Source organism: Bacillus cereus group sp. MG9 (genome assembly GCF_040459995.1).
Lineage (GTDB): Bacteria > Bacillota > Bacilli > Bacillales > Bacillaceae_G > Bacillus_A > Bacillus_A mycoides.
The window spans coordinates 3631269-3656069 of record NZ_JARVHC010000001.1 but is presented as its reverse complement, the minus strand read 5'-3'; the positions used below and the strand labels follow the sequence as shown (position 1 = coordinate 3656069).

The window sequence follows — 24801 nt, the reverse complement described above, 5'->3', positions numbered from 1 at the left end:
TTATTTGCCATAAACAATAAATAGTGAAATTTAAGCGATTCTAAATACAGTAAGACGAATGTTAGTGTTTCCTGTTGCAGGGATCGTAATCTCGTTAAGAGTAGATTGGACAGAAATGTTTGCTCCAGCAGCTAATGTTTCGATTGTAGTAAATGAAAGTGAGTCGCCTATTAGATTTGAAGAGAAGTTGTCAGTAGCAACTGCTCCATTAATTGAAATTCCTACTCCAAGTGGAGCGCATCCTGGCGCAGTTGTAGAAATAGATACGCTAATTACATAAATACCAGCGTTAATAACAGTAACTGTATTTGTGCCGTTAAAGATAATATTGTTTACGTTAATTGCAGTACTAAAAATAAAGTTATTAAATTGGATTACTGTTTGTTGGATGTTGTTTGTTACAACGATTGTTGCTACTGGGAAGCTAGGTCCAGTAGGTCCGGTAACTCCTATACCAGTCGCACCCGTTGGTCCGGTAGCACCCGTGTTACCTTGCGCACCTTGAGGTCCAGTAGCACCCGTGTTACCTTGAGCGCCTTGAGGTCCGGTAGCACCCGTGTTACCTTGCGCACCTTGAGGTCCAGTAGCACCCGTGTTACCTTGAGCGCCTTGAGGTCCGGTAGCACCCGTGTTACCTTGAGCGCCTTGAGGTCCGGTAGCACCCGTGTTACCTTGCGCACCCTGAGGTCCAGTGGCACCCGTGTTACCTTGAGGTCCAGAAGGTCCAGGAGGCCCACCAGAAGGTCCAGTAGGTCCGGTAACTCCTATACCAGTGGCACCCGTGTTACCTTGCGCACCTTGAGGTCCGGTAGCACCCGTGTTACCTTGAACACCTTGAGGTCCGGTAGCACCCGTGTTACCTTGAGCACCTTGAGGTCCGGTAGCACCCGTGTTACCTTGAGCACCTTGAGGTCCAGTCGCACCGGTAGCACCCGTGTTACCTTGAGCACCTTGAGGTCCGGTAGCGCCCGTGTTACCTTGAGCGCCTTGAGGTCCAGTAGCACCTGTGTTACCTTGAACGCCTTGAGGTCCAGTGGAACCAGTAGCGCCCGTGTTACCTTGAGGTCCAGTAGCACCCGTGTTACCTTGAACGCCTTGAGGTCCAGTAGCACCCGTGTTACCTTGAAGACCTTGAGGTCCAGTAGCACCTGTGTTACCTTGCGCACCTTGAGGTCCAGTGGAACCAGTAGCACCCGTGTTACCTTGAAGACCTTGAGGTCCAGTAGCACCCGTGTTACCTTGAACGCCTTGAGGTCCAGTAGCACCGGTAGCACCCGTGTTACCTTGAAGACCTTGAGGTCCAGTAGCACCTGTGTTACCTTGAACGCCTTGAGGTCCAGTAGCACCGGTAGCACCCGTGTTACCTTGAATACCTTGAGGTCCAGTGGCACCTGTGTTACCTTGCGCACCTTGAGGTCCGGTAGCACCAGTAGCGCCCGTGTTACCTCTAGGTCCGGTCGCACCGGTAGCACCTGTGTTACCTTGAAGACCTTGAGGCCCACCAGAAGGTCCAGTAGGTCCGGTAACTCCTATACCGGTAGCACCTGTGTTACCTTGAATACCTTGAGGTCCGGTAGCACCCGTGTTACCTTGCGTACCTTGAGGTCCAGTGGAACCAGTAGCACCCGTGTTACCTTGAATACCTTGAGGTCCAGTGGCACCTGTATTACCTTGGATACCTTGAGGTCCAGTGGCACCCGTGTTACCTTGAACGCCTTGAGGTCCAGTAGCACCTGTGTTACCTTGCGCACCTTGAGGTCCAGTGGAACCAGTAGCGCCCGTGTTACCTTGAAGACCTTGAGGTCCAGTAGCACCTGTGTTACCTTGCGCACCTTGAGGTCCAGTGGAACCAGTAGCACCTGTGTTACCTTGAACGCCTTGAGGTCCAGTGGAACCAGTAGCGCCCGTGTTACCTTGAACGCCTTGAGGTCCAGTAGCACCCGTGTTACCTTGAAGACCTTGAGGTCCAGTAGCACCCGTGTTACCTTGAACGCCTTGAGGTCCAGTAGCACCCGTGTTACCTTGAAGACCTTGAGGTCCAGTGGAACCAGTAGCGCCCGTGTTACCTTGAACGCCTTGAGGTCCAGTAGCACCCGTGTTACCTTGAAGACCTTGAGGTCCAGTAGCACCCGTGTTACCTTGAACGCCTTGAGGTCCAGTAGCACCCGTGTTACCTTGAAGACCTTGAGGTCCAGTGGAACCAGTAGCGCCCGTGTTACCTTGAACGCCTTGAGGTCCAGTCGCACCGGTAGCACCCGTGTTACCTTGAACGCCTTGAGGTCCAGTCGCACCGGTAGCACCCGTGTTACCTTGAAGACCTTGAGGTCCAGTAGCACCTGTGTTACCTTGAACGCCTTGAGGTCCAGTCGCACCGGTAGCACCCGTGTTACCTTGAATACCTTGAGGTCCAGTGGCACCTGTGTTACCTTGCGCACCTTGAGGTCCGGTAGCACCAGTAGCGCCCGTGTTACCTCTAGGTCCGGTAGCACCAGTAGCGCCCGTGTTACCTCTAGGTCCGGTAGCACCCGTGTTACCTTGAACACCTTGAGGTCCAGTAGCACCCGTGTTACCTTGAGCACCTTGAGGTCCGGTAGCACCTGTGTTACCTTGAAGACCTTGAGGTCCGGTAGCACCCGTGTTACCTTGCGTACCTTGAGGTCCAGTGGAACCAGTAGCACCCGTGTTACCTTGAAGACCTTGAGGTCCAGTGGAACCAGTAGCGCCCGTGTTACCTTGAACGCCTTGAGGTCCAGTAGCACCCGTGTTACCTTGAAGACCTTGAGGTCCAGTAGCACCTGTGTTACCTTGAACGCCTTGAGGTCCAGTAGCACCCGTGTTACCTTGAAGACCTTGAGGTCCAGTGGCACCTGTGTTACCTTGCGCACCTTGAGGTCCGGTAGCACCAGTAGCGCCCGTGTTACCTCTAGGTCCAGTCGCACCAGTCACGCCCGTGTTACCTCTAGGTCCGGTAGCACCAGTCACGCCCGTGTTACCTCTAGGTCCGGTAGCACCAGTAGCGCCTGTGTTACCTCTAGGTCCGGTAGCACCAGTAGCAGGTCCGGTAGCACCTGTGTTACCTCTAGGTCCGGTAGCACCGGTGTGTTACCTCTAGTCCGGTAGCACCAGTAGCACCTGTGTTACCTCTAGGTCCGGTAGCACCAGTCACGCCCGTGTTACCTCTAGGTCCGGTAGCACCAGTAGCACCTGTGTTACCTCTAGGTCCGGTAGCACCAGTCACGCCCGTGTTACCTCTAGGTCCGGTAGCACCAGTAGCACCTGTGTTACCTCTAGGTCCGGTCGCACCAGTCACGCCCGTGTTACCTCTAGGTCCGGTAGCACCAGTCACGCCCGTGTTACCTCTAGGTCCGGTAGCACCAGTCACGCCTGTGTTACCTCTAGGTCCGGTAGCACCAGTAGCGCCCGTGTTACCTCTAGGTCCGGTAGCACCAGTAGCGCCCGTGTTACCTCTAGGTCCGGTAGCACCAGTAGGTCCTCTGCCGAACGAAGCTGAATTAACTAGAGTAGTTTGTAACTCTGCAATTAATTTAAGGAGTTCTTGGAGTGTACAAGGATCAATTCGGAATAACTTTGTAATGTAAAGTAAATAATTAATTAAAATTTGAAGTTCAACAAATACAGCACTTGCTACGAAGGTTGGATTTTTTAATATAGTTATTAAGTTTTTAATGATGGCTAATCCTTGTGCTTTCAGAGCGGAAGTAGTGTCTAGTGAACAGATGAATTTGCTTAGTAGGTGCAATGTATCTATTAGATTCTCAATGTTTTTGGGAGATGGATTGGCGAAAAGTTTAGGGATTATTTTTATTAAATCGTTAATGATTGCACGGAATGTTCTAATTTGCGCTTTAGTAATTGGAATCGTTGGGGTAGTTGGAATTCGTCCAGCGCTAGTTGGAAAGCATGGATTGGAGTATTTATTTTGATTGTCGTTAAAGCGAGACATTAAATCTCTCCTTTCTAATAAGAATGTGAACGAAACTCATCATAGTAGATGCAGAGAGTAGTTAAATGGTCATAGTGAAATGGATTCTTTCGAGAAAAAAATAAAAAAAACGCCTTATTATAGGGCGTTTTTTTTATTTTCAGCATATTGATAATATCGCTTTAGTGAAATTTTTGATTTGAAGCCAACTAATTTTATGATTTCTGGCTCTGGGGTTTGTTTTTTTATTAGGCGTAAAATAAACGTGTTCCGGAAATGTTGTCCAGAAATGCCTTTACGTAAATTCGCTCTTGCTACTTCAAGTCGGATCATTTTTTGGATAGCGATTTCTGTTAGTGCTTTTGGTGCATCGTTTTCGTATACCCATCTGTATGTTCCGCGGTTAAAATCGAATGCAACAAACAACGGGTCATTACTATGGTATTTAGGACGAACTGGTTCTGGAATACTTTTATAATATGTGTACAGTTGTTTTTTGTCTTCGATTGCTAATGTGATTGTTCTTTCTACGCCTGCGGTTGCTGGAATAGAAAGTGTATTAGTTTCAAAATGAACGTGATGCATAGTTAATGCTGTAAGCTCTTGTAAGGATAGTCCGTAGTCGATTAATATACTTAAAATGGCGATATTACGATCCATTAATAATGGACGAACGGGACGTTGTTTTTCTGAAAGTCCTTCTAATGAAGTGACTATATGCTTTAATCTTTTTTCTTCATCGGATGAAATGAAATCTTCATTACGCAATGCACGGTTTGGTTGAATAGTAATTTCCATATTCTTCAATGGATTTGGAATGTTAAGAAAATGATGCATTCTATTTAATACAATAAATACACGATGCATTGTTTTCTCAGAGTAGTGTCGATTCTTTTTTAAGTCTGAAAAGTAATCTTCATAGTCTTTTGTACAAAGTGTTGCCCATATATTACTGGAAGGGAGCTTTTTGTTTTTTTCTAACCAATGTCCAAAATCTTCAATGTCATAAACATAACGTTTAATGGTTGAAGACTTTCGGCCTTTATTCAATAAAAAAATAGAAAAGGCTTGTATTGTATCATGGAATTCCGTTGTTTCCATAGTCCCACCACCTTGATTATTTCTTATATTATAGCAAACTTTTCTGAAAATAGGCATTTGCAAGAGGGACTGGAATAATAATATTTGGTGAGTGGATAAAATGAGGTGATTGTATGGAACAATCGATGCGTAAGAAAAATAACAATCAAATTAATATTGTATTAAACCATCGAAAGAAAATTTCGTTACCGGCATCAGAAAATAAAACGGTAATTTCAAGTGAAACCACTACTAAACATGAGATGTTGCAGAGAATTGAAGAAGAGATGGGAAAGCTTGTTGGGATGGATGAAATAAAAAAGATAATAAAAGAAATTTATGCTTGGATTTATGTAAATAAAAAAAGACAAGAGATGGGGTTGAAATCTGAGAAGCAAGTGCTTCACATGTTATTTAGGGGGAATCCCGGTACTGGGAAGACAACCGTTGCTAGAATGATAGGGAAATTGTTGTTTGAGATGAATATTTTATCGAAGGGGCATTTAGTTGAAGCAGAACGTGCTGATCTTGTGGGGGAGTATATCGGTCATACAGCGCAAAAGACGAGAGATTTAATAAAAAAGGCCATGGGAGGTATTTTGTTTATTGATGAGGCGTATTCTTTAGCGCGGGGGGGAGAGAAGGATTTTGGGAAGGAAGCTATTGATACACTTGTGAAGCATATGGAAGATAAGCAGCACGGTTTTGTATTAATTTTAGCTGGATATTCAAGAGAGATGAATCATTTTCTTTCATTAAATCCAGGGTTACAATCTCGTTTTCCGTTTATTATTGAATTTGCAGATTACTCGGTAAATCAGCTGTTGGAAATTGGAAAGAGAATGTATGAGGAGCGTGAATATCAGTTATCTAAAGAAGCGGAGTGGAAATTTCGAGATCATTTACATGCGGTAAAGTATTCGTCGCAAATTACATCGTTTAGTAATGGGCGATACGTACGGAATATTGTTGAAAAATCGATTCGTACACAAGCTATGCGATTGTTACAAGAGGATACGTATGATAAATATGATTTAATTGGGATATCAAGTATGGATTTAATGCTTGAAGAGGAGACGCACAGTACGTAAACTGTGCGTCTATTTTTATGCATAAGTTCGTTTACTCTTTTTTTGCTTTTTCTTGGTGAGTTTTATGAAGACGTTCCATTTTAGCGCTCTTTTCGTGCGCTGAATTTGGATCATGTCCAAATTGGTTTACTGAGCTTTTTTGAGCTCCTTTATTAACATGGTTTGTCATTTGCATTCACCTCGCTTTAAAAATTAGTATAAACATTATGTAAAGAAAAACTCGTTAGAAAAGAAAAACCTCTTTACGATATGTAAAGAGGTTAGATTGCTATTTATGCATTGAGCGCTCCTTTGTATCGATGCGTCTATGCGGTAAATGCCATTTGTAATGAATAGAAACCATGCGGAAGCAAACAATTAAAATGAATAAGGTGTATAGAGCCCAATCGCTAACGATGACTTTAGCGCCAATCAAAAAACCGGCTAAAATCGTCCAAAACGCATATACATCAGCTCGAAGGACGAGAGGTTTTCTACGTGCTAAAAGATCACGAATAATACCGCCGCCAATGCCAGTTAAAACAGCAGCTACAATTGTAGCGCTAATTGGTAAATTTAATTTTTGGGCGTATAGAGCTCCTTGTACGGCGAACGCTGATAAGCCGATGGCATCTGTGATGTTTTCCCACTTTTTCCAATGCTTAATTAATTTATTAGGAAAAAGAAAAATGATCGTCATTGATAATAGTGCGATTTGGAATAACATGTCTTGTTGCCAAAACGCGACGATTGGATATCCGATTAATAAATTACGAAGGGCACCTCCCCCAAATGCGGTTGCCATTCCTAAAATATATACCCCGAAAATATCATAATCCTCTTCCATTGCAACAATGGCTCCGCTTAGTGCGAAAGCGATTGTGCCTATGATGCTAAAAATCTCCCATGCCATGAATTTTCTCCCCCGCTAACTAGATGAAATGTGCTTCCTCTGCTATTATATTAGAAGGTTTAAATTTCGAAAAGGATGAGTGAACATATTTGATGGAAGAAAAAGAAAAAATCATATTAGTTGGCTGTCAATTGCCACAAGATGATGATGAAAAATTTATGCATTCCATGAAAGAGCTTGCATCGCTAGCGAAAACTGCGCGAGCGGAAGTGTTAGTATCAACGACGCAAAAGCGCCCGAAGTTTCATCCGGCGACTTATATAGGAAAAGGTAAACTAGAAGAGCTTGCAGCGTTGACGGAAGAATTAGAACCAGCTGTTATTGTTTTTAATAATGAGTTAACACCAAGTCAAATTCGGAATTTATCTTCAGTATTAGATGCGAGAGTGATTGACCGAACGCAGTTAATACTAGATATTTTTGCGCAACGTGCGAAATCGAGAGAGGGTAAGCTTCAAGTAGAATTAGCTCAATTGCAATATACAATGCCGCGCCTTATGGGACAAGGTCTTGCTTTATCACGTCTTGGTGGTGGAATTGGTACAAGGGGACCAGGAGAGACGAAGCTTGAGACGGATCGTCGTCATATTCGATCTCGTATTGATGAAATAAAGAGACAACTTGCGGTTGTTGTGGAGCATCGAAAGAGATATCGTGAGAGAAGAAAAGATAATAAAGTGTTTCAAGTTGCGTTAATTGGGTATACAAATGCAGGAAAATCTACGTTGTTTAATAGATTAACGGAAGCTGATACGTTTGAAGAAAACTTATTGTTTGCAACGCTAGATCCGACGACAAGAAAGATGCCGTTACCTTCTGGTTATACAGTGCTTTTGACTGATACGGTTGGTTTTATACAAGATTTACCTACGTCACTAATTGCTGCTTTTCGATCTACGTTAGAAGAAGCTGGGGAAGCGGATGTTATTTTACATGTTGTTGATTCTGCAGATCCTAATTATGTAGGGCATGAGCAGACAGTAAAACAATTATTGTCGGACCTTGAAATTAATCGTATTCCTATTATTACGTTATATAATAAAAAAGATAAATTGCATCAAAACTTCATTCCATTTCCGAAAAGTGATTTCTTAATGACTAGTGCTTTTGAAGAAAGTGATTTATTGCGTATAAAAGAAGCGCTAGAAACGAAGATGAAGGAAGAAATGGATGATTATCAAGTGGAAATCCCTCCGAGTGAAGGTAGGTTATTAACGCTTTTAAAGACAGAAACAATATTAACTAAAATGGAGTTTCTAGAAGATAAATTTGTATATGATTGTACAGGGTATATATTTGCTCATTCATCGCTTAAGGGGCAATTAAAGAGATTTTTAGTGGAAGAAGGAGAAAATAATGTTTGATCGTTTGAAAAATGGAGAAAAAATTGCTCCAATCGTAAAAGAAGTAGAAAGTCAAATTACAGAAGTACATAAACGTGCGGATGAGGTGATTGAGAGTAACCAATTTCGTGTATTAGAAAGTTTTCGTAAACACAAAATTAGCGATTCGCATTTTATTCCGACGACAGGTTATGGTTATGATGATATTGGTCGTGACACGTTAGAAAAAGTGTATGCTGATGTATTTGGGGCAGAAGCGGGTCTTGTTCGTCCGCAAATTATTTCAGGTACTCACGCAATTTCGACAGCTCTATTCGGTATTTTACGTCCAGGAGATGAACTGCTATACATAACAGGAAAACCATATGATACGTTAGAAGAAATCGTTGGTGTACGCGGAAAAGGTGTAGGCTCATTTAAAGAATATAATATTGGTTATAACGCAGTTCCGTTAACTGAAGAGGGATTTGTGGACTTTGAAGCTGTTGCAGCTGCGATCCATAGTAATACGAAGATGATTGGTATTCAGCGTTCAAAAGGATATGCTACTCGTCCGTCGTTTACTGTTTCACAAATTAAAGAGATGATTGTGTTTGTGAAAGAGATTAAACCTGATGTTGTTGTATTTGTAGATAACTGCTATGGCGAATTTATTGAAGAAGAAGAGCCATGTCATGTTGGTGCGGACTTAATGGCAGGCTCTCTTATTAAGAATCCTGGCGGTGGAATTGTTAAAACTGGTGGTTACATTGTTGGTAAAGAGCAGTATGTTGAAGCGTGTGCATATCGTCTAACATCTCCAGGAATCGGTGCGGAAGCAGGGGCATCTTTATACAGTTTGCAAGAAATGTATCAAGGTTTCTTCTTAGCGCCGCATGTAGCGGGACAAGCGCTAAAAGGTGCGATTTTTACAGCTGCATTTTTAGAAAAGTTAGGGATGAATACATCACCAGCTTGGAATGCACCAAGAACAGATTTAATTCAGTCTGTTCAATTTGATGATAAAGATCGTATGATTGCGTTCTGTCAAGCGATTCAATATGCATCTCCAATTAATTCTCATTTCACTCCATATGCAAACTATATGCCGGGTTATGAAGATGATGTAATTATGGCTGCGGGGACGTTTATTCAAGGTGCAAGTATTGAGCTGTCGGCTGATGGTCCGATTCGTCCGCCTTATGTTGCTTACGTGCAAGGTGGGTTAACTTATTCGCATGTAAAGATTGCGATTTGTTCTGCGATTGATGCGTTAATTGAAAAAAAACTATTAACAATTTCTTAAAGGAAAGCTGTCGATTTCGGCAGCTTTTTTCGTGTGAAAGTAATGATTTGTGCCATTAGAAAAAAATGAAAAAATTCACAAAAAAATCATGTGAGAAAAGCTAACATCTATTGACACTAAACATAACATGGTATAAAATGAGAAACAGTTAAGGCGAAGGAGGAACTGAAACAATGAAAGAAGATAGACGTTCTGCTCCGCTGTTTCCAATTGGTATTGTAATGGATTTAACACAATTATCTGCACGTCAAATTCGCTACTATGAAGAGCATAATCTTATTTTTCCAACCCGTACAAAAGGGAATCGTAGATTATTTTCATTTAACGATGTAGATAAATTGTTGGAAATTAAAGATTTGTTAGATCAAGGCTTAAATATGGCCGGAATTAAACAAGTATTGCAAATGAAAGAAAATCAAACAGAAGCAGTGAAAGTAAAAGAAGAAACGAAAGAAATTTCAAAATCCGAGCTTCGCAAAATTCTTCGAGATGAACTACAACATACAGGTAGATTTAATCGGACCTCATTGCGACAAGGTGACATTTCAAGGTTTTTTCACTAAAGATAACTGATTCTGAAGGTGTTTAGAGGGACTAAGGAGGAATTTATAATGGCTAGGTACACAAAAGAAGATATTTTCCGTTTGGCGAAAGAAGAGAATGTAAAGTATATACGTCTGCAATTTACGGACCTTTTAGGGGTAATTAAAAACGTAGAAATTCCAGTGAGCCAATTAACAAAAGCTCTTGATAACAAAATGATGTTTGATGGATCTTCTATTGAAGGTTTCGTACGTATTGAAGAATCTGATATGTATTTATATCCGGATTTAGATACTTGGGTAATTTTCCCTTGGACAGCTGAAAAAGGTAAAGTAGCTCGTTTAATCTGTGATATTTACAATGCTGATGGTACTCCGTTTGATGGCGACCCACGTAACAACTTAAAGCGTGTGTTAAAAGAAATGGAAGCATTAGGATTCTCAGATTTCAATCTTGGACCAGAGCCAGAATTCTTCCTATTTAAAGTTGATGAAAAAGGAAATCCAACATTAGAATTAAACGATAACGGTGGATACTTCGACCTTGCGCCGATGGATCTAGGGGAAAACTGTCGTCGTGATATCGTTCTTGAACTTGAAGAAATGGGCTTTGAAATTGAAGCATCTCACCATGAGGTTGCGCCAGGTCAACATGAAATTGACTTTAAATATGCAAATGCAATTCGCTCATGTGATGACATTCAAACATTCAAGCTTGTTGTAAGAACGATTGCTCGTAAACATGGTTTACACGCAACATTTATGCCGAAACCATTATACGGTGTGAACGGTTCAGGTATGCACTGTAACTTATCATTATTTAAAAATGGTGAGAATGTATTCTTCGATCAAAACGGTGATTTACAATTAAGTGATGATGCTCGTCACTTCATCGCAGGTATTTTAAAACACGCACCAGCATTTACAGCGGTAGCAAACCCAACTGTAAACTCTTACAAGCGTTTAGTACCTGGATATGAAGCACCTTGTTACGTAGCATGGTCTGCACAAAACCGTAGCCCATTAGTACGTATCCCTGCATCTCGCGGTATCAGTACACGCGTAGAAGTACGTAGTGTTGATCCAGCTGCAAACCCGTATTTAGTAATGGCTACATTATTAGCAGCAGGTCTTGATGGAATTAAAAACAAATTAACTCCGCCAGCTGCAGTAGATCGTAACATCTACGTAATGACAAAAGAAGAGCGCGAAGAAGCAGGTATCGTTGACTTACCAGCAACATTAGCGCAAGCGTTAGTTACTTTACAATCTAATGAAATCGTATGTGGCGCATTAGGTGATCATTTACTTGAGCACTTCATCGAAGCGAAAGAGATTGAGTGGGACATCTTCCGCACGCAAGTTCACCAATGGGAACGCGATCAATATATGTCTCTATACTAAGAGAGAAAAAAGCCCTAATACTACGGTATTAGGGCTTTTTCGTCATTTATCTACAGTGAAAAAACACGAATATTGTCGCATTTTTTTTAGTGTCATCAGGAAGTAATTTAGTGAAAATAATTTGTGTTGACTCGTTCTGTATAAAGAACTAAAATGGCATTAACTAGAAATGTTTGTATATTAAAAAGAATGAAAATATTGTTTTTTTCTTAAGTTTTCGATGTCAATTTCAAGTTGAAGCTCATTGGTTTTAAATGAGGAGGGAAGTTATGGATAAGGAAATAAATTTGAAAAATCTATTTACTATTATACGGAAAAGAATTTGGATCATTCTATTATTTACAACTCTCACAACAGTAGCAGGAGCGATGTATACTATATATGTAAAAACACCATTATATGCCTCTTCAGCAAGGGTTATTGTTCAAGCTAATGCTGAAACGATGAATACATTGAAAGCGATGGTAAATGAGCCTGTAATATTAGAAAAAGTGGCTGCTGAATTGAATATTAACAGATCTGCAGGTGCATTAAGTGGACAAATAAGTACAGAAAGTGTGCAAGGGTCCCAGATTATGAGAATAAATGTAGTGGATATAGATCCTGTGCTTGCTCATAAAATTGCAAATACTACAGCCGCTGTTTATAAGAAAGAAGTAGCGAATATACTGAATTTTAATAATGTGAGTATATTACCAGAAGACCCAGTTCAAAAACATTCTATGCCTATAAATATAAATCACCTTAAGACGATACTAATTGCATTCTCTATAGGTATGGTGCTCAGTATTGGATTCATTTTTTTATTGGATTCACTTGATGAGAGAATCAAATCGGAACGGCGAATTGAACAATTGTTAGATGTTCCTGTTTTGGGCGGAATATCTAAAATGAATAGAAAAAATGTGAAAGACAAATTCAGTAAAAAAAATACGGTATTATTGGGGGAGGGAACGGAGTGGCTTACAAAAATAGACGAAAAACAAATAAAGTTAAAGGAGAAAGTATAATTGTACATACCGCTCCAAGATCGAAAATTTCGGAGCAGTATCGTTCGCTTCGAACAAACCTTCAATTATCTTCATCTATTCATAAAAGCAGAACTATAGTTATTACTTCTCCGAGGTATGGTGAAGGAAAATCAACGATTACAGTTAATTTAGCAGTCTCAATAGCACAAAAAGGTGAAAAAGTATTGGTAATAGATGCAAATTTACGAACACCAACGATTCATGAAATGTTTGGATTAGAAAATACAATTGGATTAATTGATATATTGAACGGAAAAACAACTTTAGAGGGCGCCGTGAAAAAAACAGAGATGGAAAGTCTGGATGTATTAACTAGCGGACCGGTACCATTCAATCCATCCGAAGTACTTAGTTCGAGTGCAATGGATATGTTAGTTCAAAAGGCAATGGAACGATATGATATTATATTATTTGATTCTTCTCCTGTACTAGAAGTAACAGATACAAGTGTATTGGCTGATAAGTGTGAAGGTGTATTATTGGTGATCCGTTATAATCGTACTGTGAATGAAGATGCGCTTGAAACGAAAAGGGCGTTAAGTTTTACGAAAAGTAGGATATTAGGTGCGATTTTGAATGGAAAAGTATAAATAACATAAATGTACTTTAGAAAAATAAATTTAATATCCTTATATCAAGATGTTCTTTATAAAGAATTTTTTAAAGGGATAAGATGTGGTGATGTCTCCTTACCGCTATCAACGGAGGCACTCGATTATGCTGTGGGTTGTGAAAACAACCTTAGATGCGAGTCATCAAGAGTGTAATGTGAGGCCGGGTTAGATGCCCATGTTTTATTAAAGTTTCTAACTATGTGCTTTTAATAAAGAGAATATAGTTAGAAACTTTAAATTTGAAAGAGTTAAGTATGGAATTGATTAAAGGAGGAAGTTACATGACGTATCGGCGGAGGATATCGTTATTGCTTTTAATGGATTCAATGATTGTGTTAAGTGCTATTTTCTTTAGTTATTTCTTTGTAAATGCTAGCTTTAGTGTTATCACTTTATCATCAATTATTAGCTCTATCACTCTACTAGTCAGTCATCATTTATTTGCTTTAATATATAAGTTGTATAATAAAGCTTGGGAATATGCAAGTATAGGAGAATTACTCATTATATGCAAAGTTGTTACATTTTCTATCATTGCTACAGCAGTTGTGCAGCAACTAATCATGCAAAAAATGTATTTTCGGCTGTTAGTTGTAACTTGGATGATTCATATTTTATTAATTGGTGGTTCACGTTTTATATGGAGAATGTACAGAGATATTTATTATGTAAAAAAGGGTGATAAAAAAAGAACGTTAATTGTTGGTGCGGGATCTGCTGGGACAATGGTTGCAAGGCAGTTGTTAAAGAATAGTGCTGCCGAATTAATGCCAGTCGCATTTATTGATGATAATGTAAAAAAACATAACCTTGATATTTGGGGTATTCCAGTAATTGGTGGTAAGAATCAAATTGAGTATGCTGTTAAAAAACTGAATATTGAAATAATAATTTTAGCAATTCCTTCATTAAACAAAAGAGAGCAAAATGTTATTTTGAAAAGATGTTTAAAAACAGAAGTGAAAACTCAAATTCTTCCGATGTTAGAAGACTTAGTAACGGGTAAAGTATCGGTGAACGAATTCAGAGATGTTCAAGTAGAAGATTTATTAGGGCGCGATCTTGTAGAACTTGATGTGGATGTTATTTCAGATTATATAACTAACAAAGTTATTTTAGTTACTGGTGCAGGAGGTTCAATTGGTTCGGAAATTTGTAGACAAATTGCAAAATTTAGGCCGAAAAGGTTGATTTTACTAGGGCATGGGGAGAATAGTATTTATTCTATAGAAATGGAATTAAACAGAAAATATGGAGATATGAAAGGCACGTTTATTCCTGAAATCGCAGATATACAAGATGAAAAAAAGATGAATTTAATAATGAATAAACATCTTCCAAATGTTGTATATCATGCAGCTGCACATAAACATGTACCACTAATGGAGAATAATCCTGAAGAGGCTGTTAAAAATAATTTGATTGGAACTATGAATGTATCAGAGGCAGCGAGAGCACATGGAGTAGGAACGTTTGTTATGATTTCCTCTGATAAAGCTGTGAACCCGACGAGTGTTATGGGAGCAACAAAGAAATTAGCTGAAATGGTAATTCAACATAAAGATAAAATAAGTCATACAAAGTTTGTTACTGTACGCTTTGGGAATGTCTTAGGAAGTAGAGGGAGTGTTATACCTTTATTTAAGAAGCAAATTCAAAATGGTGGACCAGTTACAGTTACTCATCCTGATATGGTTCGGTATTTTATGACAATCCCGGAAGCATCAAGACTTGTAGTGCAAGCTGGTGCTTTAGCTAAAGGTGGAGAGATTTTTGTATTGGACATGGGAGAACCAGTGAAAATAGTCGACCTTGCCAAAAATCTTATTCGATTATCAGGAAATTCTGTGGATGAAATAGGAATAGAATTTACTGGTATACGCCCAGGGGAGAAACTTTTTGAAGAATTACTAAAAGAAGATGAAATGAATGAAAAGCAAATTCATCCGAGGATTTACGTAGGACAAGAAATGAATGTTCGTATAGAAGAAATTGAAGAGTTTATTTCAAGTTATACAGATTTAAACGAAGTAGAATTAAGAAAACGATTGTTAAAGTTAGTAAATCAGCGTAAAACTTTAAAACTGTTAATACCTGTATCAGGTTAATAGAAAAAATTTATATAAGACGGGTGCGTGGGATGGTGTCTAAAAAAGTTCTGTTTTGTGCAACTGTAGATTATCATTTTAAGGCTTTTCATTTACCGTATTTGAAATGGTTTTCAGAACAAGGATGGGAAGTACATGTTGCAGCGAGTGGGAATATACATCTTCCGTACGTAACTCGAAAATATAATATTCCTATTCAAAGGTCACCTCTTAGTATACAAAACCTCCACGCATATAAAAAACTAAAATCAATTATTGATCAAAATAAATATCATATCATTCATTGTCATACGCCTATGGGAGGAGTAATTGCTCGTTTAGCTGCTCAGAAAGCCAGGCGGCAAGGAACGAAAGTCGTATATACAGCACATGGATTTCACTTTTGTAAAGGATCACCGTATATGAATTGGTTGCTTTATTATCCAATTGAAAGAATTCTAGCTTCTCATACGGATTGTCTAATAACAATTAACCAAGAAGATTATGATTTAGCAGTTAAACATCGCTTTCCAGTGAGAGATATTAAGCTAGTTCACGGTGTAGGAATAGATGTACAACGGTTTACTCCTGTAACTGAAATTGAGAAACGGGAATTAAAGCTACAATGTGGCTATAAATCACAAGATTTTTTAATGTTTTATGCTGCTGAATTTAATAAGAATAAAAATCAAAACTTTTTAATCCATGTATTAGCACAATTGAAAAATGAAATGCCACATGCGAAACTTTTGCTTGCTGGCGAAGGACCGTTAATGGAAGAGTGTAAAAAAATAGCTACTCAACTAGGAGTGACTAACATGGTTCATTTTCTCGGTTATAGAAATGATATAGCCTCTTTGTTGCAGATGTCTGACTTAGCTGTTGCATCGAGTTATCGGGAAGGTTTACCAGTTAATATTATGGAAGCTATGGCTTGTGGACTTCCGGTTGTAGCTACTGATAACCGGGGACATAGGGAATTGATTATTAATAATAAAAATGGTTGGATTGTAGATCGTGATGATATAAAAGCAATGGCTGACAGGATAAAGGGTATTTCTATAAATCCTAAAGTATTAGCTCAGATGGGGCAGTATGGATGTACTAGTATTAAAAATCAATATTCAGTAAATGAAGTGTTAAAGGAGAAACAAGAAATCTATACAACATTTATGGGTGAAATGGAGGATTTAAATTGGGCACTCCATTAAGAGTATTACATGTAGTCGTAAATATGAATAGAGGCGGAGCGGAAACTTTAATTATGAATTTATATCGCAATATAGATCGTTCCAAAGTTCAATTTGATTTTTTAACATGTAAAGAAGGAGTGTTTGATGAAGAAATAGTAAAGTTAGGCGGGGAAATTCATAGAATTCCATATATCACAAACGTTGGACATAGAGGATATATAAAAGCACTGGATAATTTTTTCACCTCTCATCAAGAATATAGAATTGTACATTCACACATGGATAAAATGAGTGGATTTGTACTTCGTTCTGCTAAGAAGGCGGAAATACCGGTTAGGATTTCACATAGCCATAGTACAAGTAGTGAAGGCGGAACTATAGCGAAGATATATAAATGGTATGCAGGAGCATTTATTGTGCCATGTGCAACACATTTTTTAGCATGTTCAATTACAGCGGCAAAATGGTTGTTTGCTGATAGGTTAAGTACAACTGAAATTTTAAAGAATGGAATTGAATGTGATAAGTTTGCATTTTCTTCAGAAATTAGAGAACAAGTAAGAAAAGAACTGAAACTTCATGAGGATGCTTTTGTAATTGGACATGTCGGAAGATTTGCGTATCCTAAAAATCATACTTTTCTAATAGATATTTTTGTCCGATTAATAGAAACTCGACCGAAATCTATTCTTTTGTTAGTGGGAGATGGTCCTCTTCGATCAGAGATTGAGAAGAAAGTAGAAAAACTGAATATAAAAGGTCGAGTCAAATTCTTGGGGATACGAGATGATATCAATCGCTTGTTGCAGGCATTTGATATGTTTATTTTTCCGTCTATTTATGAAGGGTTACCCGTTACCCTTATTGAAGCGCAAGGGGCGGGTTTACCATGTATTATATCAGACACTATTACGCAAGATGTAGATCTGGGTTTGAATTTAGTTGAACAGTGCTCTTTGTTAGATGTAAGAGAGTGGACAGGGAAATTACAAAGTATAGCGGATAGGAAGATATCGAGGGGCATTGCACAATTTACGTTAGCTGAAAAAGGATACGATATAAAAAACATTACTGGATTCACTCAAAAATTTTATGTAGCAGTATCGAGGTGATAAATTTGAAAAAACTAACGGTTTTTACTCCTACATATAATAGAGCGTATTGTCTTCAGGGGTGTTATGAAAGCTTGAAGCAGCAAACGTGTAAAGATTTTATATGGCTTATTATAGATGATGGATCTGAGGATAATACAAAAGAGTTAGTGCATTCTTGGGTTTCTGAAGATTACATAGACATACGGTATTATTGGCAACCAAATCAAGGGATGCATGGTGCTCATAATACGGCTTATGAAATGATTGATACAGAACTCAATGTATGTATTGATTCAGATGATTCAATGCCCAGTGATGCCGTAGAGAAAATCATTAATTTTTGGAATGAAAATGGAAATGAACAGGTAAGTGGGATAATTGCTCTTGATTTATATAAAGATGAGAAGGTAATTGGTTCAAAGTTACCATTACATCTTAACCGTTCTACACTTTTTAATCTCTACAATAAACATGGTGTAACTGGAGATAAGAAATTAGTATATCGTACAGAACTAACAAAGAAGTATCCATATCCGATTTTTAAAAATGAGAAGTATGTAGGTTTGGCATATAAATATTATATGTTGGATCAGAAATATGAGATGTTACTGATGAATGAAGCTCTTTGCTATGTTGAATATATGCCTGATGGTTCTTCGATGAATATGTTAAATCAGTATCGTAAGAATCCAAAAGGTTTTGTTTTTTATCGTAAGGAACTGATGAAGCTACCATTTACAAATAGGTTATTTAAATATAGGCAAGCTGTACATTATGTATCAAGTAGCTTTATAGCAAAAAACATAAGATTTATAAAAGAGTCACCATGCAAAGTGCTCACACTTTGTGCACTGCCATTTGGAGTTATCCTTTATAGTTATATAACAGTAAAAACAAGAGTGAAAGCAAATATATAGAAATTTATTTGGTAGTTAAATGAGAGGGAATAATAATGACTATACTTTGGATGAATCTTTTTATAGTGTTCATACTCGCATTTTTTGCAAGGTATTTTGCTATGCCGGTAACTACAGGAATTGTGATGTTAAAACCAAATCGATTATTGATTTTAATGGCGACTACCTCTCTTGTATTAGTATCTGGTTTTAGAAATAATATTGGTGATACGTATTTTTATATGCATGCTTTTAAAGTTACTGATTTCAATTGGGGGTATATTCGAAATAGTAAGGATGTTGGGTTTAGTATTTTACAAATGATATTAAAAGTATATACGGATAATCCCCAAGTTCTAATTTTTATAACAGCGTTAATAACAAATATATTAATAGTAGCAGTTTTATATAAATATTCAAGAATGATTGAGTTAAGTTTATATGTATATATAGCATCGGGTATGTACTTAGTTTCAATGAATGGAGTGAGGCAGTATTTAACAGCGGCAATTATTTTTACCGCCACAAAATATATTTTAGATGGGAATTGGAAAAAATATTTTTTAATAGTTCTGTTTGCATCTACTTTTCATCAAAGTGCTCTTGTATTAATTCCTATTTATTTTGTAGTCCGAAGGAAAGCTTGGTCGACAATAACATTTATACTACTCCTTCTTGCGGTACTTATTGTGATAGGATTTAATCAATTTGCAGAAGCTTTCTTTGCGACTATAGGAGATACTCAATATGGACATTATAAGGATTTTCAAGAAGGGGGAGCTAATATTCTTCGAGTTGCTGTGGAAGCAACCCCACTCATCCTTGCTTTTATTGGGAGGCATAAACTAAGAGAGCTTTTTCCGAAGAGTGATTATATCGTAAATATGGCATTATTAGGTCTAGTTTTTATGATTATTTCAACTCAAAATTGGATTTTTGCTAGATTCTCCATATATTTTGGATTATACCAATTGATATTGATATCGTGGGTTATAAAGGTATTTATTGAAAAGGACCAAAAGTTAATTTACTATGCAGTAATATTATGTTACTTTATTTATTTTGTATATGAACATGTTATTACTTTAGGGGTAGTTTATAAGAGTAATTTTTGGGGATAAAATGTATATTTGAAAATCATTCTTAGATGGGAGTAATTTTCAATGTGTAAACTAGAACGACCTAAAAGGGTGTTGCATATCGTTAGTGCGATGGACCGAGGTGGTGCAGAGGCGTTGCTAATGAATGTATATAGGAATATAGATAGAAAAAAGGTACAATTTGATTTTGTTTCCCATAAAAGTGAAGAATGTGATTATGATAAGGAAATAATTGCATTGGGTGGGAAAATATATCGAATATCTAGCTTAGGACAGGCAGGCCCTCTTTCGTACATTAAAGAGCTTGTTAAGGTAATGTCTAGTAATCAATATGTGGCAGCACATGCACATACTGATTACCAAGGGGGATTTGTTGCTGTTGCTGCCAAAATAGCTGGTATAAAAATAAGAGTTTGTCATTCACATAGTAATAATTGGCCGATAGGATCAGGGATGAAAGGGAAAGTTTTGTTGTTTTTTTTACGAACACTTATTGCTTATGCTGGAACAAATTATTGTGCGTGCAGTGTTGAAGCTGCACGCTTTTTATTTAATGAAAATATTGGTAATACAAAGGTAAAGATAGTGAAAAATGCAATAGATACTAATCAATTTGTTAATGTAGATATACAGGATAGTAATAAAGTAAGAGAAGAATTCAACATACCAGTTGGAGCGAAGGTGATAGGTCATATTGGTCGTTTTTCTGAATCTAAAAACCATATTTTTATGTTAAAGGTGTGCAAAGAGGTATTAAAGTCTGATTCGAAATTTATGCTTGTTTTAGTAGGAGATGGTCCGTTACAGGATTCTATTGAGTTAGAAGCAAAAAGTTTAGGTATCTATGAAAAAATTAGATTTTTGGGGGTAAGAAAAGATATTCCAAGAATTATAAGGATGTTTGATGTTTTTCTTTTTCCATCTTTATTCGAGGGATTCGGTATTGTGGCATTAGAAGCACAATGTGCGGGGGTACCATGCGTAGTAGCAAATACAATAACTAAAAATGTCGATATGGGTTTAGGAATAATATCGTTTATTAGTTTAGATGAAAAACTGGAAATATGGTCTGCAGAAATTCATGGAGCTTTATTAAAAGAAAAATTGAATACACAAATAGTAGTTAATAAGATTTCGGAATTAGGTTTTGATATTAAGAATAATATTCCAGATTGGTTAGCGTTATATGGAGTAGAGTATAGGGAGTCATAATTAATTGTAAGTATTTATATATGATGAAGGTAAGGCTATTATTATAAAAATTTACAATAAATTGGGTGAGGGATTAGAAAATGAAAAAGAAAAAAATTCTCATTACATCATTTGATATGGCAATTGGTGGAGTAGAAAGAAGTTTAATCGGTTTATTGAATACAATCGATTATAGCAAATATGATGTAGATTTGATGTTATTTAAACACGAAGGAGAGTTTCTTTTTTTGTTGCCTAAAATGCCTAATTTGTTAAAGGAAGTAAAACAATATACTACTTTTAGAAAATCTATCAAGCAAATATTGCAAGAAGGACAAATTACAATTGGATTGACAAGAACCTTGGGGAGAATTTTAGGTGATGCACATGGGAGATATGTAAAAAGTGAAGAAGCTGGATACCTTGTTATTCAATATGGTTGGAGAATAACGTTACCCTTTATACCGAAATTGGAAGAGGAGTATGATGTAGCAATTAGTTTTTTATGGCCACATTATTTTATTGGAGATAAAGTTCGAGCGAAAAGAAAAATTGGTTGGATTCATACGGATTATTCAAATATAAAACTTAATACAGACATGGAGTATAAAATGTGGAGCAAGATGGATAATATCGTAGCGGTTTCAGAAGGATGTAGAGATTCATTTCTTAGTAGTTTACCAAATGTGAATAAAAAAGTTGAAATTATAGAAAATATACTATCTCCTGAGTTCGTGCGTGAGCAAGCTTATCAAGAAGATATTACCGAAGAAATACAGGTGAAATCAGGAAAAGTAAAGCTTGTTACGGTAGGACGGTTATCGTATGCAAAAGGAATAGATCTTGCTATGTATGCATTAAGAGATTTAGTAGATCAGGGATATGATATTGAATGGTATGTAGTTGGTTATGGAGCACAAGAAGCTGAACTTAGGAAGTTATTAGCTGAACTTAATCTGGAAAAAAGATTTTTTTTACTGGGTAAAAAAACAAATCCTTATCCATATATAAAAGCATGTGATATATATGTGCAACCGTCTAGGTATGAGGGGAAAGCTGTAACAGTTCGTGAAGCGCAAATTATTGGAAAGCCAGTACTTATTACTAATTTTTCAACTGCTAATAGTCAGGTGCGGGATGGGGTCGATGGAATAGTAACTGAGATGGGGATAAATGGGATAGCTAATGGAATAAAGAAACTTATTGGTGATAAAGAGCTGAGGGAAAAACTGGCGGAAAATACGCTTAAAGGTGAATACGGAAATCGTAATGAAATTGATAAATTATATGCATTATTTTCATAAAGCTAGAATCAATAAATGATGTTTAATATTTTGAGCGTAATAAAAACACTTTAGGGTAGTGATAGTTATGAAAAAAAAAGTTTTATTCGTCATAGATTCGTTACAAAGTGGAGGGGCAGAAAAAAGTTTAGTTTCTTTACTTTCTTTATTGGATTATGAAAAATATGAAGTGGATTTGTTAATGTTTTCTGCTAGTGGATTGTATTTGCCATTACTTCCAAAGCAGGTAAACGTATTAGATGTACCGATAGTTATTAAAAGGCAGGCGGAGAAATTTAAAAATTTAATTAAACATAAATACTTTAAAGAGTTATTTCTTAGAATTGGAGCTTCGATATCTCTTAGAAATCCATACATAAATAATAATTTACATGCAGCTCAAATAGTTTGGAGATGGGTGTCTAAAGGGATGGATAATTTAAAGGGAAAATATGATGTTGCCATAGCTTATAGTCAAGGAATGCCCACATATTTTGTGGCAAATAAGGTTTACGCAAGTAAAAAAATTGCCTGGGTGAATACAGATTATAGGTTAGCTGCATATAATAAAGATTTTGATTTGAACTATTATGAGGAATTTAATGAAATAGTAGCCGTGTCCGATGTTTGTAAGGAAGTATTGATTCAAGAAATTCCTAAAATAGAGTCAAGGATCCAGGTTGTATATGATATTATATCGCCGACTCTAATTAAATCGATGGCAAATGAGGGGCAGGGGTTTAGTGATCAGTTTGAGGGATTACGAATATTAACTATTGGTAGGTTAGTGTATGAAAAAGGGTATGAACTGGCCGTAGAAGCTTGTTATAAATTAAAGCAAAAAGGGTATAAATTTAAGTGGTATGTAATAGGAGAAGGGAATCTTCAAAATAAACTCGAGGAGATGATAAGTAAATATAATTTACACGATACTTTTATACTATTGGGTACTCACAAGAATCCATACCCTTTTATAAAACAAAGTGATATATATGTACAACCGTCAAGGTATGAAGGATATGGATTAGCGATAGCAGAGGCTAGAATATTTCAAAAACCTATAGTAGTAACTGATTTTATAACCGTTCATAACCAAATTAAAAATAGAGAAAATGGCTTAATAGTGAAGATGAATTCGGAAGAAGTGTACGAAGGGATAGAAGAAATTATAGAGGACAATTTACTGAAGAAATATTTGTGTGAGAACTTAAAGAATGAGCAGGTTGGAACGGAAGGGGAACTTAAGAGGGTGTATGCCTTATTAGAAAAATATTAACCTGAGTAAATCTAAGAATCCAAAGCTTATTAATAAGAGCGGGAAAGTGAATCTTTAATCAATGAAGATTGTATTCTATTAAATAGTAGGATAAGGTGATTCGGAGGAAATATGAAGAAGAAAATTATATTTATGGTTATAAATATGAATATAGGCGGTACGGAGAAGGCTTTGTTGAATATGGTTGCAGAAATTCCAAAAGATAAGTATGATATAACAATTTTGATGTTAGAAGAAAAAGGGGGTTTTTTGGAGTTTATCCCAGATGGGGTACATGTAGAATATTTAACAAATTACGGGGAAATAAAAGAGGTGTTAAATAAACCACCACGAGTCGTTATAAGCAGTTTTATTAGACAAGGAAAAGTTATAAAAGCTGTTCAAATAACTTTTTGGTATTTAGTATCAAAAATTATGAAAGAAAGGAGTGTTATTTTTAGATATTGTTTGCGTAATTACACTGTTATAAACAACAACTATGATATTGCAGTTGCTTATGCCGGACCTATGGATTTTATAAGTTATTTTGTTGCAAATAAAATAGAAGCTAGACGAAAGGTTCAATGGATACATTTCGATATTGAAAAGATATATTTTAACAAATACTTTATAAGTAAAGTATATAAAAAGTTCCAGCATATTTTTGTAGTTTCTGATTTAGGAAGGGAAAAACTTACTCAAACGATGCCAGAATTAATTAATAAGACAGAAACTTTTTTAAACATTATTTCACCTGACATGATAGTAAAGATGGCAAATGAAGGAATCGGATTTTTGGATGATTTTGATGGAGTGAGGGTTCTTACTGTTGGTAGATTGAGTGTAGAAAAAGGACAGGATTTAACAATATCGGTATTAGCTAAGCTTAAAGAAGCTGGCTATAAGGTTAGGTGGTATTGTATAGGAGATGGAAAGGAAAAAGTAATATATGAAAAACTCGTAGAAAATTACGGTATTCAAAGTGACTATATATTTTTAGGGGAAATGTCAAATCCATATCCTTTTATGAAGCAATGTGATATATATGTACAACCATCTCGTTATGAGGGATACTGCATAACACTCGCAGAAGCTAGATGCTTTAGCAATCCAATTATTAGTACAAATTTTACAGGAGCGAGTGAACAAATAAACCATAACCACAATGGATTAATAGTTCAATTTGACGAGCAGCAAATGTATGATGCAATTGTACAAATATTAGGTGATAAACTGTTGGAAGGACAGCTGAGAAAAAACATAGAAAAAGAAATGGTAGATACGAGGGATGAGTTGGAAAAGTTATATAGAATAGCAGATTCTAATGTATAACCTGTTTCATACGGGATTGTTATTATTCTTTTTATAATATTTCAAGAATATGGAACGTTAGTCGTTATGAATTGTATTGCGTGCGAAAACATCTTGGAGAGGATGTTTTTTATTTTGCTATAAAACATTTTGATGGTAGAAGGAG

The 24801-nt window shown here is 37.0% G+C and carries 21 protein-coding genes; 16 read left to right on the top strand and 5 right to left on the bottom strand.

Translation table 11 applies throughout. The features are described 5' to 3' along the window. Positions 1–30: 30 nt before the first annotated feature. The 3 genes from QCI77_RS18660 to QCI77_RS18655 all read right to left on the bottom strand — a co-directional run bounded on the left by QCI77_RS18660 (position 31) and on the right by QCI77_RS18655 (position 5044). A complete protein-coding gene (locus tag QCI77_RS18660) occupies positions 31–2982 on the bottom strand; it encodes a Gly-Xaa-Xaa repeat protein (RefSeq protein ID WP_483298982.1) in 2952 nt (983 codons plus the stop codon). A gap of 97 nt (positions 2983–3079) precedes the next feature. Continuing rightward, on the bottom strand, positions 3080–3964 hold the full coding sequence (locus QCI77_RS30960) for a collagen-like repeat preface domain-containing protein (RefSeq protein WP_483298981.1): 885 nt from the start codon (positions 3962–3964) through the stop codon (positions 3080–3082). 117 nt (positions 3965–4081) lie between these two features. Then, the gene (locus tag QCI77_RS18655) at positions 4082–5044 is read right to left on the bottom strand and encodes a tyrosine-type recombinase/integrase (protein WP_002137832.1); all 963 of its coding nucleotides are present in this window, start codon (positions 5042–5044) and stop codon (positions 4082–4084) included. A 113-nt stretch (positions 5045–5157) separates the two neighbouring features. On the opposite strand from QCI77_RS18655, the gene spoVK reads away from it, so the two are divergent. Then, a complete protein-coding gene (spoVK, locus tag QCI77_RS18650; RefSeq protein WP_002014481.1) occupies positions 5158–6114 on the top strand; it encodes a stage V sporulation protein K in 957 nt (318 codons plus the stop codon). A gap of 31 nt (positions 6115–6145) precedes the next feature. Here the strand turns inward: spoVK and QCI77_RS18645 are convergent, their stop codons facing one another. Together QCI77_RS18645 and QCI77_RS18640 are read right to left on the bottom strand one after the other, a co-directional pair. Next, the gene (locus QCI77_RS18645; protein ID WP_002087943.1) at positions 6146–6283 is read right to left on the bottom strand and encodes a hypothetical protein; all 138 of its coding nucleotides are present in this window, start codon (positions 6281–6283) and stop codon (positions 6146–6148) included. A 99-nt stretch (positions 6284–6382) separates the two neighbouring features. Beyond that, positions 6383–7006: a trimeric intracellular cation channel family protein gene (locus QCI77_RS18640; RefSeq protein WP_002014478.1), complete on the bottom strand. Its 624-nt coding sequence runs from the start codon at positions 7004–7006 to the stop codon at positions 6383–6385. Positions 7007–7098: 92 nt separating this feature from the next. Between QCI77_RS18640 and hflX the strand changes: the two genes are divergently transcribed. The 15 genes from hflX (at position 7099) to QCI77_RS18565 (ending at position 24656) form a co-directional block, all read left to right on the top strand. Next, positions 7099–8370, top strand: a complete 1272-nt coding sequence (hflX, locus tag QCI77_RS18635; RefSeq protein ID WP_002069969.1) for a GTPase HflX — start codon at positions 7099–7101, stop codon at positions 8368–8370. Then, positions 8363–9634, top strand: a complete 1272-nt coding sequence (locus QCI77_RS18630) for a methionine gamma-lyase family protein (protein WP_107886478.1) — start codon at positions 8363–8365, stop codon at positions 9632–9634. Before hflX ends, QCI77_RS18630 begins: the two co-directional genes overlap by 8 nt. A gap of 173 nt (positions 9635–9807) precedes the next feature. Next, a complete protein-coding gene (gene glnR, locus QCI77_RS18625; RefSeq protein WP_002014475.1) occupies positions 9808–10197 on the top strand; it encodes a transcriptional repressor GlnR in 390 nt (129 codons plus the stop codon). A gap of 48 nt (positions 10198–10245) precedes the next feature. Next, positions 10246–11580, top strand: a complete 1335-nt coding sequence (gene glnA / locus QCI77_RS18620) for a type I glutamate--ammonia ligase (protein WP_002014472.1) — start codon at positions 10246–10248, stop codon at positions 11578–11580. A gap of 269 nt (positions 11581–11849) precedes the next feature. Beyond that, entirely contained in the window at positions 11850–12590 is a 741-nt protein-coding gene (locus QCI77_RS18615; RefSeq protein ID WP_002167787.1) for a YveK family protein, read from the top strand. Further along, the gene (locus QCI77_RS18610; RefSeq protein ID WP_061689933.1) at positions 12539–13201 is read left to right on the top strand and encodes a CpsD/CapB family tyrosine-protein kinase; all 663 of its coding nucleotides are present in this window, start codon (positions 12539–12541) and stop codon (positions 13199–13201) included. The genes QCI77_RS18615 and QCI77_RS18610 overlap by 52 nt, the downstream gene beginning before the upstream one ends. A 305-nt stretch (positions 13202–13506) precedes the next feature. Next, on the top strand, positions 13507–15333 hold the full coding sequence (locus QCI77_RS18605) for a polysaccharide biosynthesis protein (RefSeq protein ID WP_353825344.1): 1827 nt from the start codon (positions 13507–13509) through the stop codon (positions 15331–15333). 32 nt (positions 15334–15365) lie between these two features. Further along, positions 15366–16523: a glycosyltransferase family 4 protein gene (locus tag QCI77_RS18600; RefSeq protein WP_353825343.1), complete on the top strand. Its 1158-nt coding sequence runs from the start codon at positions 15366–15368 to the stop codon at positions 16521–16523. After that, entirely contained in the window at positions 16508–17617 is a 1110-nt protein-coding gene (locus QCI77_RS18595; protein ID WP_061689935.1) for a glycosyltransferase family 1 protein, read from the top strand. Before QCI77_RS18600 ends, QCI77_RS18595 begins: the two co-directional genes overlap by 16 nt. A 5-nt stretch (positions 17618–17622) precedes the next feature. Continuing rightward, a complete protein-coding gene (locus QCI77_RS18590) occupies positions 17623–18516 on the top strand; it encodes a glycosyltransferase family 2 protein (RefSeq protein ID WP_353825342.1) in 894 nt (297 codons plus the stop codon). Positions 18517–18551: 35 nt separating this feature from the next. Next, complete coding sequence (locus QCI77_RS18585) at positions 18552–19616, top strand: EpsG family protein (protein WP_088031109.1); 1065 nt, start codon at positions 18552–18554, stop codon at positions 19614–19616. Between the two features lie 42 nt (positions 19617–19658). Beyond that, positions 19659–20807 carry a glycosyltransferase family 1 protein gene (locus tag QCI77_RS18580; protein ID WP_353825341.1) on the top strand — a complete coding sequence of 383 codons (1149 nt, stop codon included), beginning with the start codon at positions 19659–19661 and terminating at the stop codon, positions 20805–20807. A gap of 80 nt (positions 20808–20887) precedes the next feature. Then, positions 20888–22090, top strand: coding sequence for a glycosyltransferase (locus tag QCI77_RS18575; RefSeq protein ID WP_353825340.1), 1203 nt, complete (start codon positions 20888–20890; stop codon positions 22088–22090). Positions 22091–22157: 67 nt separating this feature from the next. Continuing rightward, positions 22158–23345 carry a glycosyltransferase gene (locus QCI77_RS18570; protein ID WP_353825339.1) on the top strand — a complete coding sequence of 396 codons (1188 nt, stop codon included), beginning with the start codon at positions 22158–22160 and terminating at the stop codon, positions 23343–23345. Between the two features lie 111 nt (positions 23346–23456). After that, positions 23457–24656 carry a glycosyltransferase gene (locus QCI77_RS18565; protein WP_353825338.1) on the top strand — a complete coding sequence of 400 codons (1200 nt, stop codon included), beginning with the start codon at positions 23457–23459 and terminating at the stop codon, positions 24654–24656. Positions 24657–24801: the final 145 nt, after the last annotated feature.